Annotated in this window: 14 protein-coding genes; all 14 read left to right on the top strand. The window is 72.3% G+C overall.

The window, feature by feature from the left end; all coding sequences use genetic code 11:
* The first annotated feature begins 122 nt into the window (after nt 1–122).
* The 14 genes from PV350_RS20325 to glyA all read left to right on the top strand — a co-directional run bounded on the left by PV350_RS20325 (nt 123) and on the right by glyA (nt 15,720).
* Nucleotides 123–554, top strand: coding sequence for a response regulator (locus tag PV350_RS20325; protein ID WP_499516948.1), 432 nt, complete (start codon nt 123–125; stop codon nt 552–554).
* Between the two features lie 76 nt (nt 555–630).
* Nucleotides 631–1,608 (top strand): ArgS-related anticodon-binding protein NrtL, encoded by a 978-nt coding sequence (gene nrtL / locus PV350_RS20320; protein WP_500335209.1) that lies wholly within the window; start codon nt 631–633, stop codon nt 1,606–1,608.
* A gap of 19 nt (nt 1,609–1,627) precedes the next feature.
* Nucleotides 1,628–3,019, top strand: a complete 1,392-nt coding sequence (gene lysA / locus PV350_RS20315) for a diaminopimelate decarboxylase (protein WP_499514024.1) — start codon at nt 1,628–1,630, stop codon at nt 3,017–3,019.
* Between the two features lie 126 nt (nt 3,020–3,145).
* The gene (locus PV350_RS20310; RefSeq protein WP_499514025.1) at nt 3,146–4,495 is read left to right on the top strand and encodes a homoserine dehydrogenase; all 1,350 of its coding nucleotides are present in this window, start codon (nt 3,146–3,148) and stop codon (nt 4,493–4,495) included.
* 7 nt (nt 4,496–4,502) lie between these two features.
* Entirely contained in the window at nt 4,503–5,591 is a 1,089-nt protein-coding gene (gene thrC / locus PV350_RS20305; protein ID WP_499514026.1) for a threonine synthase, read from the top strand.
* Nucleotides 5,592–5,851: 260 nt separating this feature from the next.
* The gene (gene thrB, locus PV350_RS20300) at nt 5,852–6,775 is read left to right on the top strand and encodes a homoserine kinase (protein ID WP_499514027.1); all 924 of its coding nucleotides are present in this window, start codon (nt 5,852–5,854) and stop codon (nt 6,773–6,775) included.
* Between the two features lie 398 nt (nt 6,776–7,173).
* On the top strand, nt 7,174–9,105 hold the full coding sequence (gene rho, locus PV350_RS20295; RefSeq protein ID WP_499514028.1) for a transcription termination factor Rho: 1,932 nt from the start codon (nt 7,174–7,176) through the stop codon (nt 9,103–9,105).
* 287 nt (nt 9,106–9,392) lie between these two features.
* The gene (locus PV350_RS20290; protein ID WP_499514029.1) at nt 9,393–10,517 is read left to right on the top strand and encodes an LCP family protein; all 1,125 of its coding nucleotides are present in this window, start codon (nt 9,393–9,395) and stop codon (nt 10,515–10,517) included.
* A 123-nt stretch (nt 10,518–10,640) separates the two neighbouring features.
* Nucleotides 10,641–10,865, top strand: a complete 225-nt coding sequence (rpmE, locus tag PV350_RS20285; RefSeq protein WP_431965655.1) for a 50S ribosomal protein L31 — start codon at nt 10,641–10,643, stop codon at nt 10,863–10,865.
* Between the two features lie 114 nt (nt 10,866–10,979).
* On the top strand, nt 10,980–12,068 hold the full coding sequence (gene prfA / locus PV350_RS20280; protein WP_499514030.1) for a peptide chain release factor 1: 1,089 nt from the start codon (nt 10,980–10,982) through the stop codon (nt 12,066–12,068).
* A gap of 16 nt (nt 12,069–12,084) precedes the next feature.
* The gene (prmC, locus tag PV350_RS20275) at nt 12,085–12,930 is read left to right on the top strand and encodes a N5-glutamine methyltransferase family protein (RefSeq protein ID WP_499514031.1); all 846 of its coding nucleotides are present in this window, start codon (nt 12,085–12,087) and stop codon (nt 12,928–12,930) included.
* A gap of 31 nt (nt 12,931–12,961) precedes the next feature.
* On the top strand, nt 12,962–13,609 hold the full coding sequence (locus tag PV350_RS20270) for an L-threonylcarbamoyladenylate synthase (RefSeq protein WP_500335206.1): 648 nt from the start codon (nt 12,962–12,964) through the stop codon (nt 13,607–13,609).
* Nucleotides 13,606–14,238 (top strand): arsenate reductase/protein-tyrosine-phosphatase family protein, encoded by a 633-nt coding sequence (locus tag PV350_RS20265; protein ID WP_499514033.1) that lies wholly within the window; start codon nt 13,606–13,608, stop codon nt 14,236–14,238. Before PV350_RS20270 ends, PV350_RS20265 begins: the two co-directional genes overlap by 4 nt.
* A 180-nt stretch (nt 14,239–14,418) precedes the next feature.
* Nucleotides 14,419–15,720: a serine hydroxymethyltransferase gene (gene glyA / locus PV350_RS20260; protein WP_500335204.1), complete on the top strand. Its 1,302-nt coding sequence runs from the start codon at nt 14,419–14,421 to the stop codon at nt 15,718–15,720.
* Nucleotides 15,721–15,807 lie beyond the last annotated feature (87 nt).

The raw sequence follows: 15,807 nt of genomic DNA, 5'->3' as shown, positions 1-15,807 counted from the left end.
GCGCCGGGTGCCGGTGGCATAGCCCATGGCGGCGGCGCGTGTCCTGCGCACCGGGGCGGGGTCCCCCGGTCGGGGAAGGAATGGGGAAAACGCGGACGCATCCGATCCGGCGCGCCTAGGCTCTGAATGTGCCGGGCGAGTCCGGCCGGGTGCTTGTCGTCGACGACAACAAGGTCATCCGGCAGCTGATCAGGGTCAACCTCGAGCTGGAGGGCTTCGAGGTCGTGACCGCGGCCGATGGTGCCGAATGCCTGGACGTGGTGCAGCAGGTGCGCCCCGATGTGGTGACGCTGGACGTCGTCATGCCGCGCCTGGACGGGATACGGACGGCGGCCCGCCTCCGCTCGGACCCCCGCACCCGTGACGTGCGGATCGTCGTGGTCAGTGCCTGCACCCAGGCCGAGGTGGAGCGCGGCGTCGCCGCCGGGGTGGACGCCTTCCTCAGCAAGCCCTTCGAGCCCGGCGAGCTGCTCAACGTGGTGCGCAGGCTCGTCGACAAGGACATCGACGCACCCCAGCAGGGCGCGTCGGCGGGCACCCCGGGCACTGCCTGACCGCGGGTGACCAGGGGTGACCAAAGGGTGAAACCCGTTCGCGTCGGTACCCCCCTCCTCGCCTACGCTTGCGTCTGTGACCCCCGCTGAGCTCTCCCGCACCGTGCTCGCCACGGTCCGTCGTGCCGTGGAGGCCGACGAGCTCAGCCTCGCGGGCCCGGTGCCCGAGCGGGTCGTCGTGCGCAGGCCGCCGCGGCCCGGGTGCGGGGACTTCGCCACCAACGTGGCCCTGCAGCTGGCTCCCCTGACCGGCGTCGCGCCGCTCGCCGTCGCGGACGTCATCGGCCGCCGGCTCGCCGCCGCCCCCGGTATCGCCCGGGTGGACGTCGCCGCACCGGGGTTCCTGAACATCACCCTCCAGGGGGAGTCCCACGAGGCCCTCGTCGATCTCGTACGCGAGCGGGGCCACCGCTACGGGGTCGGGGAGTACGAGGCCGCGGCCCTCCCCGCACCCACCGGCGAGGCCCGTGCCGACGCCTACGCCGCCGCCCTCCGCAGGCTCCACGCGGCCACCGGCGTCGAGCCGCCCGCGCGGCGGCCGCACCCCGTACGGGCGACGCCGGACGAGCTGCGCCGCAGCCTCGGCGCCGACGCCACCGCCTGGGCGCTGCTGCGCCCGCCCGCCGAGGACGCCCCCCGCACCGACCCCGCGGCGCACCTGGCGCAGCGCGAGGACAACCCCCTGTTCCGGGTCCGGTACGCTCACGCCCGGAGCCGGGCCCTGTTGCGCAACGCCCATGACCTGGGCCTGGAACCCGGCGCCGAATCCGGCCGCCGGGATCCCGCGGAGACCGAACTGCTCGGCCTGATCGCCGACTTCCCCCGCACCGTGGAGGCCGCTGCCCGGCACGGCGCACCCGACCGGGTGGCGCGTTTGCTGGAGCGCACGGCCGATGCCTTCCTGCGCTGCCACGACGAGTGCCCGGCGCTGCCGAAGGGCGAGGAGAAACCCTCGGCCGTTCACGGGGCCCGCCTGGCGCTCGCCGACGCCGCCGGGACCGTGCTTGCCAACGGCCTGACCCTGCTCGGCATCAGCGCCCCCCGACACCTGTGAGAGCAGAGAGCACGAGACGATGAGCCGTTCCGCACACCCCGCCGGGCCCCGTTACGCCGACGTCCTCCCCGAGGGTCACTACGCGGCGCCGCCCGCCGACCTGAACACCCTGGACCCCCGGGTCTGGGCCCGTACCGTCACCCGGGACGCCGAGGGCGTCGCCACCGTCGGCGGACTGGACGTCCGCGGTCTCGCGGAGGAGTTCGGCACCCCCGCCTACATCCTGGACGAGGCCGACTTCCGGGCCCGCTGCCGTGCCTGGCGCGAGGCCTTCGGCGCGGACGCCGACGTCTTCTACGCGGGCAAGGCGTTCCTGTCCCGCGCCGTGGTGCGCTGGCTGGACGAGGAGGGGCTCAACCTCGACGTGTGCTCCGGCGGGGAACTGGCCGTTGCGTTGTCCGCGGGGATGCCGGCCGACCGGATCGCGCTGCACGGCAACAACAAGACCACGGAGGAGATCCGCCAGGCCGTCGAGGCCGGGGTGGGGCGGATCGTGGTGGACTCGTTCCAGGAGATCGTCCGGGTGGCGGACGCCGCGCAGAAGCTGGGCAGGCGGCAGCGGGTGCAGGTCCGCGTCACGGTCGGCGTCGAGGCGCACACCCACGAGTTCATCGCCACCGCGCACGAGGACCAGAAGTTCGGTTTCTCCCTGGGCGGCGGGGACGCGGCCGAGGCGGTGCGCCGGGTGCTGCGCCTGGACTCGCTCGAACTGGTAGGCATCCACTCGCACATCGGCTCGCAGATCTTCGACACCTCCGGCTTCGAGGTGGCGGCGCACCGCGTGATCGGCCTGCTGCGGCAGATCCGCGACGAGCACGGGGTGGAGCTGCCTGAGATCGACCTCGGCGGCGGCCTCGGCATCGCGTACACCCCGGACGACGACCCGCGCGAGCCGCACGAGATCGCCAAGTCGCTGGGGGAGATCGTCTCCCGGGAGTGCCGGGGCGCGGAGCTCGCCGTCCCGCGGCTGTCGGTCGAGCCGGGCCGGGCGATCGTGGGCCCGACGGCGTTCACCCTGTACGAGGTGGGGACGATCAAGCCGCTGGAGGGCCTGCGGACGTACGTGAGCGTGGACGGCGGGATGTCGGACAACATCCGCACCGCGCTGTACGACGCCGAGTACAGCGTCGCGCTGGTGTCGCGGTCGAGCGACGCCGAGCCGATGCTGAGCCGGGTCGTCGGCAAGCACTGCGAGTCGGGCGACATCGTGGTGCGCGACGCCTTCCTCCCCGCCGACCTGGCGCCCGGTGACCTGCTGGCGGTGCCGGCGACGGGTGCGTACTGCCGCTCGATGGCCAGCAACTACAACCACGCCCTGCGCCCCCCGGTGGTCGCCGTCAAGGACGGCGAGGCCCGGGTGATCGTCCGGCGCGAGACGGAAGAAGATCTCCTGCGTCTCGACGTCGGCTGACGTGAAATCTCACATAGAAGGAGACCGGTCTCGCGATCCGGACAGCACGTGGAAACTTCCGTCCGGTGCGTGAGACTGGGACCGTCCAAGAGGCTTGAAAAGCCGTAAACCGCGAAGCGAGGTCGGATGATGCGTACGCGTCCGCTGAAGGTGGCGCTGCTGGGCTGTGGTGTTGTCGGCTCAGAGGTGGCGCGCATCATGACGACGCACGCGGACGACCTCGCCGCGCGGATCGGCGCACCGGTGGAGCTCGCCGGGATCGCGGTACGGCGGCCCAACCGGGTGCGCGCGGGCGTGCCCGCCGAGCTGCTCACCACGGACGCGACCGCCCTGGTCAAACGCGGGGACATCGACGTGGTCGTCGAGGTGATCGGCGGCATCGAGCCCGCCCGCTCCCTGATCACCACCTCCTTCGAGCACGGCGCCAGCGTGGTGTCCGCCAACAAGGCGCTGCTGGCCGCCGACGGCGCCGCGCTGCACGCCGCGGCCGTCGAGCACGGGGTGGACCTCTACTACGAGGCCGCGGTCGCCGGCGCCATCCCGCTGATCCGCCCGTTGCGCGAGTCGCTGGCCGGCGACAAGGTCAACCGGGTGCTGGGCATCGTCAACGGCACGACCAACTTCATCCTCGACAAGATGGACACCACCGGTGCCGGCTACTCCGAGGCGCTGGACGAGGCCACCGCGCTGGGCTACGCCGAGGCCGACCCCACCGCCGACGTGGAGGGCTTCGACGCCGCCGCCAAAGCCGCGATCCTGGCCGGCATCGCCTTCCACACCCGGGTGACCATCGGTGACGTGCACCGCGAGGGGATCACCGAGGTCACCGCGTCCGACATCGCCTCGGCCAAGAAGATGGGCTGCACGGTGAAGCTGCTGGCGATCTGCGAGCGCAGCGCCGACGGCCGTTCGGTCACCGCCCGCGTCCACCCGGCGATGATCCCGCTGACGCACCCGCTGGCCAGCGTGCGCGAGGCGTACAACGCGGTCTTCGTGGAGGCCGCGGCCGCCGGCCAGCTGATGTTCTACGGTCCCGGGGCGGGCGGCTCGCCGACGGCCTCCGCGGTGCTGGGGGACCTGGTGGCGACCTGCCGCAACAAGCTGGCCGCCACCACCGGGCCGGGGGAGTCGGCGTACGCGCAGCTCACCGTCAGCCCGATGGGTGACGTGGTGACGCGCTACCACATCAGCCTGGACGTGGCGGACAAACCGGGTGTCCTGGCCCAGGTGGCCACGGTCTTCGCCGAGCACCAGGTGTCGATCGACACCGTTCGTCAGCAGGGAAGGAATCCGGGCAGCGGCGACGGAGCCGCCGTCGAGCAGGGTGGTGGCGGGCGACGGGAAGGCGGGGAGGCGTCGCTCGTCGTCGTCACCCACCGGGCGCCGGACGCGGCGCTCGCGGCGACCGTCGAGGCGCTGCGCAAGCTCGACACCGTCCGGGGCGTCGCCAGCATCATGCGTGTGGAAGGGGAGTAATCCAGCGATGAACGCAGTGTCTGCCGGCCGCGTGCCGGCCACCCACCAGTGGCGCGGCCTCATCGAGGAGTACCGGGAGCGGCTCCCGGTCGGCGCGGCGACCCCCGTGGTCACGCTGCTGGAGGGCGGGACCCCGCTGGTCCCCGCCCAGGTGCTGTCCGAGCGCACGGGCTGCGACGTGTACCTGAAGGTGGAGGGCGCCAACCCCACCGGCTCCTTCAAGGACCGCGGCATGACCATGGCGATCTCCAAGGCGAAGGAGGAGGGCGCGCAGGCGGTCATCTGCGCCTCCACCGGCAACACCTCCGCCTCGGCCGCCGCGTACGCGGTGCGGGCCGGGATGGTGTGCGCCGTCCTGGTGCCGCAGGGCAAGATCGCGCTGGGCAAGATGGGCCAGGCGCTGGTGCACGGGGCGCGCATCCTGCAGGTGGAGGGCAACTTCGACGACTGCCTGGACCTCGCCCGCGGCCTGTCCGACAAGTACCCCGTGGCGCTGGTCAATTCGGTGAACCCGGCCCGCATCGAGGGCCAGAAGACCGCCGCCTTCGAGATCGTGGACGCGCTCGGCGACGCGCCGGACATCCATGTGCTGCCGGTCGGCAACGCCGGGAACATCACCGCGTACTGGAAGGGCTACCGCGAATACCGCGCGGACGGCGTGTCGACGCGCAATCCGCGCATGTGGGGCTTCCAGGCCTCCGGCGCCGCGCCGATCGTGCTGGGCCACCCGGTGCGCCAGCCGCAGACGATCGCCACCGCGATCCGGATCGGCAACCCGGCGTCGTGGCAGTTCGCCGAGGAGGCGCGGGACGAATCCGGGGGACTGATCGACTCGGTGACGGACCGTCAGATCCTGTCGGCGTACCGGCTGCTCGCCGCGCAGGAGGGCGTCTTCGTCGAGCCGGCCTCCGCCGCGAGCGTCGCCGGGCTGCTGAAGGCCGCCGAGCAGGGCGCGGTCGACCCTGGCCAGCGGATCGTCTGCACCGTCACCGGCAACGGCCTGAAGGACCCCGACTGGGCGGTCGCCGGCGCGCCGCAGCCCATCACCGTCCCGGTGGACGCCGACACGGCCGCGGACCGGCTCGGACTGCTCTGACCCCGCGGGACGACAGGGGCGCACGGAACCGCACGCGACACGCATCACGCGCTGTCCGTGCGCCCTATGTCGCAGGAGAACCTTCCTTCGATAGGCTTGCCTCACACCGGCGCCGCCGCACGCCGTTCTGGCCCATGCCATTGGCATCCTCCTCGCGGGATCCCCTTGGTACGGTCCCCCAAGTCCTCGCCGCCGTACGGCAACGATGCCGCGGCATCGCGAGGCAGAAACGCCCTGGAAACAAGGAGAGTCATCGAACGATGGCCGGACCAGCCTTCCGCGCCGCCGCCGTCCGAGTGCGCGTCCCCGCGACCAGCGCCAACCTCGGACCGGGCTTCGACGCCTTCGGCCTGGCGCTCGGACTCTACGACGACGTCGTGGTCCGGGTGGCCGACTCCGGTCTGCACGTCGACATCGCCGGCGAAGGCGCCGACTCGCTCTCCCGCGACGAGAACCACCTGGTCGTACGGTCCCTGCGCACCGCCTTCGACCTGCTCGGCGGTCAGCCGCGCGGCCTGGAGGTCGTGTGCGCCAACCGCATCCCGCACGGCCGCGGCCTCGGTTCCTCCTCCGCCGCCATCTGCGCGGGCATCATGGCCGCCCGCGCGGTGACGATAGGCGGGCAGGACAAGCTCGACGACGCCGCGCTGCTGGAACTGGCCAACGAGATCGAGGGCCACCCGGACAACGTCGCCGCCTGTCTGCTCGGCGGCTTCACACTGGCCTGGACCGAGGGCGGGGCCGCCCACGCGGTCCGTATGGACCCCTGCGAGTCGGTCGTTCCGGTGGTCTTCGTGCCGGGCAGGCCGGTGCTGACCGAGACCGCCCGGGGGTTGCTGCCGCGCACCGTCCCGCACGTGGACGCCGCGGTCAACGCGGGACGCGCCGCACTCCTGGTCGAGGCCCTCACCCGGCGCCCCGACCTGCTGCTCCCCGCCACCGAGGACCGGCTGCACCAGGAGTACCGGGCGCCCGCGATGCCGGAGAGCACGGCACTGGTGAACCGACTGCGCGCCGAGGGCGTCCCCGCTGTCATCTCGGGTGCGGGGCCCACGGTGCTGGCGCTGGCGGACGAGGACACCGCCGACAAGGTCTCCCGGCTGGCGGCCGAGGGGTGGGCGGCGAACCGCCTGGCCCTCGACGCGGCGGGGGCGAGTGTGCTGCCGCTCGCCGTGGGGCAGTGACACGATTGCCGGTCGTAGAGAGGGGGAATGTTTGTTGGATCCGGTAGTGTTAATCTCATTGCTGCACCCGTGGACTCAGGCGCCCGCCTGCTGGACCTGTTGTCCCGGTGCCTTGTGTCCCGCATCGGGACCGCCCATTCTTCCGGGAGCCTCCCACACCGCATAGGCAGCCTGCCTGGGCAGTGCCGAGCACGCTCCGGAGACGGCGCGGGTGACGTTTCACCCGAGAGTGGACTCTCACCTCGCCGGTAACTGTGTTTTTTTGTTCCACATCATTTCCTCCGCCATCAGGCGGACCACCGCCCCGGGTCCGGCGTAAGTGATAAGGACCGGATCCGGACAGCACGACCGGTCGCCGAGCCAGACAGGCCGACGTCCGCTCCAGGGAAGGACCCTTCGTGAGCGACACCACCGATCTGATGGGCGTACGCGCAGACAGCCCTGTCGCCGCGTCCGATGCTGCCGCGCCTGCCACCGGTGCTGCCACTGCCCCCGCCGCGCGGCGCCGCCGCGCCGGTACCGGTCTTGACGGCATGGTCCTGGCCGAGCTGCAGCAGCTCGCCTCCGGTCTCGGCATCAAGGGCACCGCGCGGATGCGCAAGAGCCAGCTCATCGAGACCATCAAGGCCGCGCAGTCCGGCAGCGGCACCAAGGCCACCGCCTCCGAGGGCGCGCCCGCCGCCGAGAAGCCGAAGCGCCGGGCGACCTCGCGCACCCGTACGGGTGAATCCGCCGAGGCCGGGAACCAGGGCGCCGAGCAGCAGCCGAAGCAGATCGAGATCCCCGGCCAGCCGGCCGGCGAGAAGACCGCACCCGCGGCCAAGGCCAAGTCGGAGTCCGCCAAGGCGGAGCAGTCCGCCGAGGGCCGTGCCGAGGCCGCCGTGGACAGTGCCGAGGGCAGGTCCGGCGACGCCAAGGGCGGCGACGAGCGCCGCGAGAGCCGCCGCGACCGGCAGCGGGACCGTCAGCGCGACCGCCGCAAGGGCGGCGAGGACGGCGGCCAGCAGCGTCAGCAGCAGGGCGGCGGCCCCCAGGGCCAGCAGCAGGGCGGCGGTCCGCAGGGCGGCGGCCACCAGGACGACGACGAGTTCGACGGCAGCGGCCGCCGGCGCCGGGGCCGTTACCGCGACCGCCGCGGGCGGGGCGGCAACCGCCGCGACGACTTCGCGGGTGAGCCGCAGGTCGCCGACGACGACGTCCTGATCCCGGTCGCGGGCATCCTCGACATCCTCGACAACTACGCGTTCATCCGGACCTCGGGCTACCTGCCCGGCCCGAACGACGTGTACGTCTCGCTCGCCCAGGTCCGCAAGAACGGCCTGCGCAAGGGTGACCACGTCACCGGTGCCGTCCGGCAGCCGAAGGACGGCGAGCGCCGCGAGAAGTTCAACGCCCTGGTGCGCCTGGACTCCGTCAACGGCATGGCGCCGGAGAGCGGCCGCGGCCGTCCGGAGTTCGGCAAGCTCACCCCGCTGTACCCGCAGGAGCGGCTGCGGCTGGAGAACGAGCCCGGCCAGCTGATCACCCGGATCATCGACCTGGTCGCCCCGATCGGAAAGGGCCAGCGCGGCCTGATCGTGGCCCCGCCGAAGACCGGTAAGACGATCATCATGCAGGCCATCGCCAACGCGATCACCCGCAACAACCCCGAGTGCCACCTGATGGTCGTCCTCGTCGACGAGCGTCCGGAAGAGGTCACCGACATGCAGCGGTCGGTGAAGGGCGAGGTCATCTCCTCGACCTTCGACCGTCCCGCCGAGGACCACACCACCGTCGCCGAGCTCGCCATCGAGCGCGCCAAGCGGCTGGTGGAGCTGGGCCACGACGTCGTCGTCCTGCTGGACTCCATCACCCGTCTGGGCCGCGCGTACAACCTCGCGGCGCCCGCCTCCGGCCGCATCCTGTCCGGTGGTGTCGACTCGACCGCGCTGTACCCGCCGAAGCGCTTCTTCGGTGCCGCGCGCAACATCGAGGACGGCGGCTCGCTGACCATCCTGGCCACCGCGCTGGTCGAGACCGGCTCGCGCATGGACGAGGTGATCTTCGAGGAGTTCAAGGGCACCGGCAACATGGAGCTCAAGCTCGACCGGAAGCTCGCCGACAAGCGGATCTTCCCCGCGGTGGACGTCGACCCGTCCGGCACCCGCAAGGAGGAGATCCTGCTGGCTCCGGACGAGCTCAACATCACCTGGAAGCTGCGCCGGGTGCTGCACGCGCTCGACTCGCAGCAGGCGATCGAGCTGCTGCTGGACAAGATGAAGCAGACCAAGTCCAACGCCGAGTTCCTGATGCAGATCGCCAAGACCACCCCGGGCGGCAACAACGACTGACGCCCCGGCGTCGGCACGGCCCAGGAGGCCGGTCCCGTCACTTCGGTGACGGGACCGGCCTTCCGTCGTCCCCACCCGCTCGTGCCCGCCCGCCGCTCGTGCGCGGCCGCTCGAGCCCGTCCGCGGCACCGACCGGATGGCTCTCACCTGCGGCGGATCCGGCGCGTCCCGAGGCGGGGCGCTCCCGGACCCGCTGTCATTGCCCTGTGCGGGCACCCCTCCCGTGCCTGATCGGGCGCGCGAACGGGTACCCCAATCATGAGGAGCCGATCAGGACAGAGGAGCCGATGGCCGATCACGCGGACGACGGACGAGCCGCCCGGCGACGCCGGCGCAGCCCCCGCCGACGGGCCCTGCGGATCACCGCCTGGGTCGTGGCGACGTTCCTCCTGCTGGCCACCACCGCCGTCGGCTGCCTCTACCTCAAGCTCAACGGCAACATCAGGGGCATCGACATCAACGCCCTCCTCGGACGCGACCGGCCGGCCGACGTCGACAACGGCTCGATGGACATCCTCGTCCTCGGCTCAGACTCCCGCTCCGGCAGCAACCAGAAGGCCGGCGGCGGCCAGGACGACGGCACCGCCCGCTCCGACACCGCGATGATCGTCCACGTCTACCAGGGGCACCACCGGGCGAGCGTGGTGAGCATCCCCCGCGACACCCTCGTCGACCGCCCCGCCTGCGCCGAGCCCGGCGGCGGCACGGCCCCGCCCCGCCGGGGCGAGATGTTCAACGAGGCGTACGCGATCGGCGGCCCGGCCTGCGCGGTCAAGACGGCCGAGACGATGACCGGCATCCGCATGGACCACTACATCGAGATCGACTTCGCCGGCTTCCAGCACCTCATCGACGCCCTCGGCGGGGTCACCGTCACCACCAGCCAGGCCATCAGCGACAACCGGAGCCATCTGCACCTGCCGGCCGGCACGCACCACCTCGACGGCAAGCAGGCCCTCGGTCTGGTCCGCACCCGCCACGGGGTGGGGGACGGCAGCGACCTGGGCCGGATAAGGCTGCAGCAGGCCTTCCTCAGCGCCCTGGTGGACCGGGTGAACGGCATCGGGCTGCTGAGCTCGCCGACCCGGCTCTACGAGATCGCCGACACCGCCACCGGCGCCATCACCACCGACTCGGAGCTGGCGTCGGTGAAGGAGCTGGTCGGCCTGGGGGAGAGCCTGAAGGACCTGGGCTCCAAGGACATCAACACGGTCACCATGCCGGTGCGCTACGACCCCGCCGACCCCAACCGCGTCCTGCCGATCCCCGACCAGGCCGAGCAGGTCTGGGCCGCGCTAAGGGCCGACAAGCCGATCCCCAGGTCCGCCACCAAGGGTTCGGCGGGTGACGACGTCGACACGAACGGTGTGGTCAGGAGCTCCTCGCAGCCGTCCGCGACGGGATCGGAATAGATCGCCGCGGGCCCCGGTTTGGGCAGATGCGGCCAGTGCTGGCAGACTGGTACGTCGGCCCCGGTTCACGTGACGCAAGCCCGCAGCACGACCCGGGACCCTCCCGAACACTAGGAGAATCCCTTGAAGCGCGACATCCACCCGGAGTACGTGGAGACGCAGGTCAGCTGCACCTGCGGCAACTCGTTCACCACCCGCAGCACCGTCACCGAGGGCGTCATCCGCGCCGACGTGTGCTCCGCGTGCCACCCGTTCTACACGGGCAAGCAGAAGATCCTCGACACCGGTGGCCGCGTGGCCCGCTTCGAGGCCCGCTTCGGCAAGGCGGCCGGGTCCGCCAAGAAGTAGCGACCCGAAAGCGCCGGTCCACGGCTGTCCGGATATCCTCCGGCGGCCGGACCGGCGCTTTGTCGTCCCAGGCTGGTACACCGGCGTTCACCCCTTCCAGAAGCAGGGATCCTGATGTTCGAGGCGGTCGAGGAACTGATCGGCGAGTACGCCGACCTCGAGAAGAAGCTTGCCGACCCGGCGGTCTTCGCCGACCAGGCCAACGCGCGCAAGCTCAACAAGCGCTACGCGGAGCTGACCCCCATCATCGGCACCTACCGCGGCTGGAAGCAGACCGGCGAGGACATCGGCACCGCGCGCGAACTGGCCGCGGACGACCCCGACTTCGCCGCCGAGGTGAAGGAGCTGGAGAAGCAGCGCGAGGAGCTCACCGAGCGCCTGCGGCTGCTGCTCGTCCCGCGTGACCCCAGCGACGACAAGGACGTGATCCTGGAGGTCAAGGCGGGCGAGGGCGGCGAGGAGTCCGCGCTGTTCGCCGGCGACCTCCTGCGCATGTACCTGCGCTACGCCGAGCGCCAGGGCTGGAAGACCGAGATCATCGACGCCAACGCCTCCGACCTCGGCGGCTACAAGGACGTCCAGGTCGCGGTGAAGACCAAGGGCGGCAACGGTGCCACCGAGCCCGGCCAGGGCGTCTGGGCCCGGCTGAAGTACGAGGGGGGCGTGCACCGCGTCCAGCGCGTGCCGGCCACCGAGTCGCAGGGCCGGATCCACACCTCCGCCGCCGGTGTGCTGGTGACCCCCGAGGCCGACGAGGTCGAGGTCGAGGTCAACGCCAACGACCTGCGGATCGACGTCTACCGCTCCTCGGGCCCCGGCGGCCAGTCGGTCAACACCACCGACTCCGCGGTGCGCATCACCCACCTGCCCTCCGGGCTGGTCGTCTCCTGCCAGAACGAGAAGAGCCAGCTGCAGAACAAGGAGTCGGCGATGCGCATCCTGCGCTCCCGGTTGCTGGCCGCCGCGCAGGAGGAGGCCGAGCGCGAGGCCTCCGACGCCCGCCGCAGCCAGGTGCGGACGGTGGACCGCAGCGAGCGCATCCGCACCTACAACTTCCCGGAGAACCGCATCTCCGACCACCGCGTCGGCTTCAAGGCGTACAACTTGGACCAGGTCCTCGACGGGGAACTGGACGCGGTGATCCAGGCCTGCGTCGACGCCGACTCGGCCGCCAAGCTGGCTGCCGCGGGCGACGGAAGCTGAACCGGAGGCGGAGAACGTGAACCTGCTGCTCGCCGAGGTCGCCCAGGCGACCCAGCGGCTGGCCGACGCCGGCGTTCCCTCGCCGCGGTTCGACGCCGAGGAGCTCGCGGCGTACGTGCACGGGGTGAAGCGCGGCGCGCTGCACACCGTCGCCGACGCCGACTTCGACGCGCGCTACTGGGAGGCCGTGGCCCGCCGTGAGGCCCGCGAGCCGCTGCAGCACATCACGGGCCGCGCGTTCTTCCGGTACCTGGAGCTCCAGGTGGGCCCGGGGGTCTTCGTGCCCCGCCCGGAGACCGAGTCGGTCGTCGGGTGGGCCATAGACGCCGTGCGCGCCATGGACGTCGCCGAGCCGCTCATCGTCGACCTGTGCACCGGTTCGGGCGCCATCGCGCTCGCCCTGGCGCAGGAGGTGCCGCGCAGCCGCGTGCACGCGGTGGAGCTGTCCGACGAGGCGCTGGTGTGGGCCCGCAAGAACGTCGAGGGCAGCAAGGTCGACCTGCGGCAGGGCAACGCCCTGGAGGCCTTCCAGGACCTCAACGGCCAGGTGGACCTGGTGATCTCCAACCCGCCCTACATCCCGCTCACCGAGTGGGAGCATGTGGCGCCGGAGGCCCGCGACCACGACCCCGAGATGGCGTTGTTCTCCGGTGAGGACGGCCTGGACACCATCCGCGGCATCGAGCGCACCGCGCACCGGCTGCTGCGGCCGGGCGGGGTCGTCGTCATCGAGCACGCCGACACCCAGGGCGGCCAGGTGCCCTGGATCTTCACCGAGGAGGCCGGCTGGGCGGACGCCGCCGACCACCCCGACCTCAACAACCGTCCCCGGTTCACCACTGCCCGCAAGGCGACGCCGTGACCACGGCGCCACACGTCATGGAGGTCTGCTGATGGCACGGCGTTACGACTGCTCGGACGCGACGGACCGGGTTGCCGGACTGCGCGAGGCCGCGTCCGCCGTACGCCGCGGCGAGCTCGTGGTGCTGCCCACCGACACCGTCTACGGGATCGGCGCGGACGCGTTCAGCACCGAGGCCGTCGGCGACCTGCTGGAGGCCAAGGGCCGGGGCCGCAACATGCCCTCGCCCGTCCTGGTCGGCTCCCCGAACACCCTGCACGGCCTGGTCACCGACTTCAGCGAGCAGGCCTGGGAGCTGGTCGACGCCTTCTGGCCGGGCGCCCTCACCCTCGTCGCCCGTCACCAGCCGTCGCTCCAGTGGGACCTGGGGGACACCCGCGGCACCGTGGCCGTCCGCATGCCGCTGCACCCGGTCGCCATCGAGCTGCTGGCCGAGACCGGCCCGATGGCCGTCTCCAGCGCCAACCTGACCGGTCACCCCTCCCCGCAGGACTGCGACGCGGCGCAGGAGATGCTCGGCGACTCCGTCGCGATCTACCTCGACGGCGGCCCGACGCCCGCGGCCGTGCCGTCCTCGATCGTGGACGTCACCGGCAAGGTGCCCGTCCTGCTGCGGGCGGGCGCGATCAGCGCGGAGCAGCTCCGTGAGGTCGTCCCCGACCTGGAGGTCGGCAATTGACACCGCCCATACCCGGGCAGTGGGATCACGGCGAGCGCCCGTTCCGCATCCTCCACGTCTGCACCGGCAACGTCTGCCGCTCGCCCATGGCCGAGCGGCTGACCCGGCACGAGCTGACGCTGCGGCTCGGTGACGGCGCCGCGGGGATCGTCGTGGAGAGCGCCGGCACCTGGGGGCACGAGGGCTCGCCGATGGAGGCGCACGCCGCCACGGTGCTCGCCGAGTACGCCGCCGACCCCACGGGGTTCCTCGGCCGCGAACTCCTCGACGACCACGTGATCGACGCCGACCTCGTCCTGACCGCGACCCGCGACCACCGCGCCCAGGTGATCTCCATGGGGCACGCGGCGGGGCTGCGCACCTTCACGCTCAAGGAGTTCACCCGGCTGGTGAAGGCGATAGACCCGGCGACGCTGCCGGAGGGCAGCGTGACCGAGCGCGCGCGGTCCCTGGTGCGTGCCGCCGCGGCCCTGCGCGGGTGGCTGCTGGCGCCCACCCCCGACGCGGACGAGGTGTACGACCCGTACGGGGCCCCGCTGACGTTCTTCCGCAGCATCGGCGAGGAGATCCACGACGCGCTGGACCCCGTCCTGACCGCGCTCACCGGGATGCCGGCGCCCACCGCCTGACCGCCCCGGGCGGAAGGTTTCAGCACGACGCACGTGGCCCTCGGGGCGGCTGCCGCGGCACGGCGGCGCGGCCCCTGGCGGAAACCCGGCCCCCGGTGGAGCACAAAGCGGCGCGAAATGTCCCGAAGGGTGCAACAGTGGCAGGTGAGAACCTTCCCAGCCGCCCCCGGGAGCGCCGCCATGCCCACCGCGGAAGCGTCTTCACCCCACATAGTCACCCCCACGCTCCCGGCCGGGGGCCGCGGCCTCGACGAGCTGCGCGCCCATGACCCCGAGCTGGCCGACATCCTCCTCGGGGAGGCCCAGCGGCAGGCCTCGTGCCTGCAGTTGATCGCCGGCGAGAACTTCACCTCCCCGGCCGTCCTGACGGCGCTCGGCTCGCCGCTCGCCAACAAGTACGCCGAGGGCTACCCCGGTCACCGCCACCACGCCGGGTGCGAGCTGGTGGACCTGGCCGAGCGGCTGGCCGTGGAAAGGGCCACACGGTTGTTCGGAGCGGCGCACGCGAACGTGCAGCCCTACTCCGGCTCCTCGGCCGTGCTGGCCGCCTACGCGGCCCTCCTGGTCCCCGGGGACACCGTCCTGGCGATGTCGCTGGCCCACGGCGGCCACCTCACCCACGGCTCCGAGTCGAACTTCTCCGGCCGCTGGTTCCGCTTCGCCGGCTACGGGGTGACGCGGGGCGGGACCTTCGAGGAGGGCGGGCTGATCGACTACGAGCAGTTGCGGGTCCTGGCCCACCGGCACCGTCCGAAGGCGATCGTCTGCGGCGGCATCGCCTACCCCCGGCACATCGACTACGCCCTCTTCCGGGAGATCGCGGACGACGTCGGCGCATACCTGATCGTGGACGCCGCGCACACGCTCGGCCTGGTCGCCGGCGGGGCCGCCCCCAACCCGGTGCCGTACGCGGACGTGGTGTGCGCCACCACGCACAAGACGCTCCGCGGTCCGCGCGGCGGGCTGGTGCTGTGCGGCGCGGACCTGGCCCAGCGCATCGACCGGGCGGTCTTCCCGTTCTCGCAGGGCGGCCCGCACATGCACGCCGTCGCTGCGAAGGCGGTGGCCCTCGGGGAGGCGGCGCGGCCGGAGTTCGCGCTCTACGCGCACCAGGTCGTCGCCAACGCCCGCACGCTCGCCGGGGCGCTCGCCGCGCGCGGCCTGCGCATCGCCACCGGCGGCACGGACACGCATCTGATCGCCGCCGACGTCTCGGCCCTGGGGGTCACCGGGATGCGCGCCCGCGGGCTGTGCGCGGCCGCCGGGATCGTGCTGGACAAGTACACGCTGCCGTACGACACGGAGCCCTGCGCGGCCGGTTCCGGCATCCGTCTGGGCACCGCGTCGGTGACCACCCAGGGGATGGGCGAGGAGCAGATGCCGCAGGTCGCGGACCTGATCGTGCGGGCGCTGCGGGAGGAGCGGGGACTGGCGGGCGAGGTCGCGGAACTGGTCGAGGGCTTCCCCCCGTACCCCGGCTGAGACGCGCTTCACAGGGGGCGCGGGCCGCCCCCGGGAGTGGTGTGTGCAACCCTGGGTACCCGCTGTGAGTCTTCGTCTGTGTTTACA

This window comes from Streptomyces sp. PA03-6a (genome assembly GCF_033792765.1).
In the GTDB taxonomy this organism is placed as follows: domain Bacteria; phylum Actinomycetota; class Actinomycetes; order Streptomycetales; family Streptomycetaceae; genus Actinacidiphila.
The sequence above is the reverse complement of the archived record's forward strand: the minus strand, read 5'-3'. Positions and strand labels throughout refer to the sequence as shown.

Bases quoted from the DNA above. Each gene is read 5' to 3' on its own strand.
- prfA (WP_499514030.1), top strand. From the start codon at position 10,980: ATGTTCGAGGCGGTCGAGGAACTGATCGGCGAGTACGCCGACCTCGAG.
- PV350_RS20270 (WP_500335206.1), top strand. From the start codon at position 12,962: ATGGCACGGCGTTACGACTGCTCGGACGCGACGGACCGGGTTGCCGGA.
- PV350_RS20310 (WP_499514025.1), top strand. From the start codon at position 3,146: ATGATGCGTACGCGTCCGCTGAAGGTGGCGCTGCTGGGCTGTGGTGTT.
- thrB (WP_499514027.1), top strand. From the start codon at position 5,852: ATGGCCGGACCAGCCTTCCGCGCCGCCGCCGTCCGAGTGCGCGTCCCC.
- lysA (WP_499514024.1), top strand. From the start codon at position 1,628: ATGAGCCGTTCCGCACACCCCGCCGGGCCCCGTTACGCCGACGTCCTC.
- PV350_RS20290 (WP_499514029.1), top strand. From the start codon at position 9,393: ATGGCCGATCACGCGGACGACGGACGAGCCGCCCGGCGACGCCGGCGC.
- glyA (WP_500335204.1), top strand. From the start codon at position 14,419: ATGCCCACCGCGGAAGCGTCTTCACCCCACATAGTCACCCCCACGCTC.
- thrC (WP_499514026.1), top strand. From the start codon at position 4,503: ATGAACGCAGTGTCTGCCGGCCGCGTGCCGGCCACCCACCAGTGGCGC.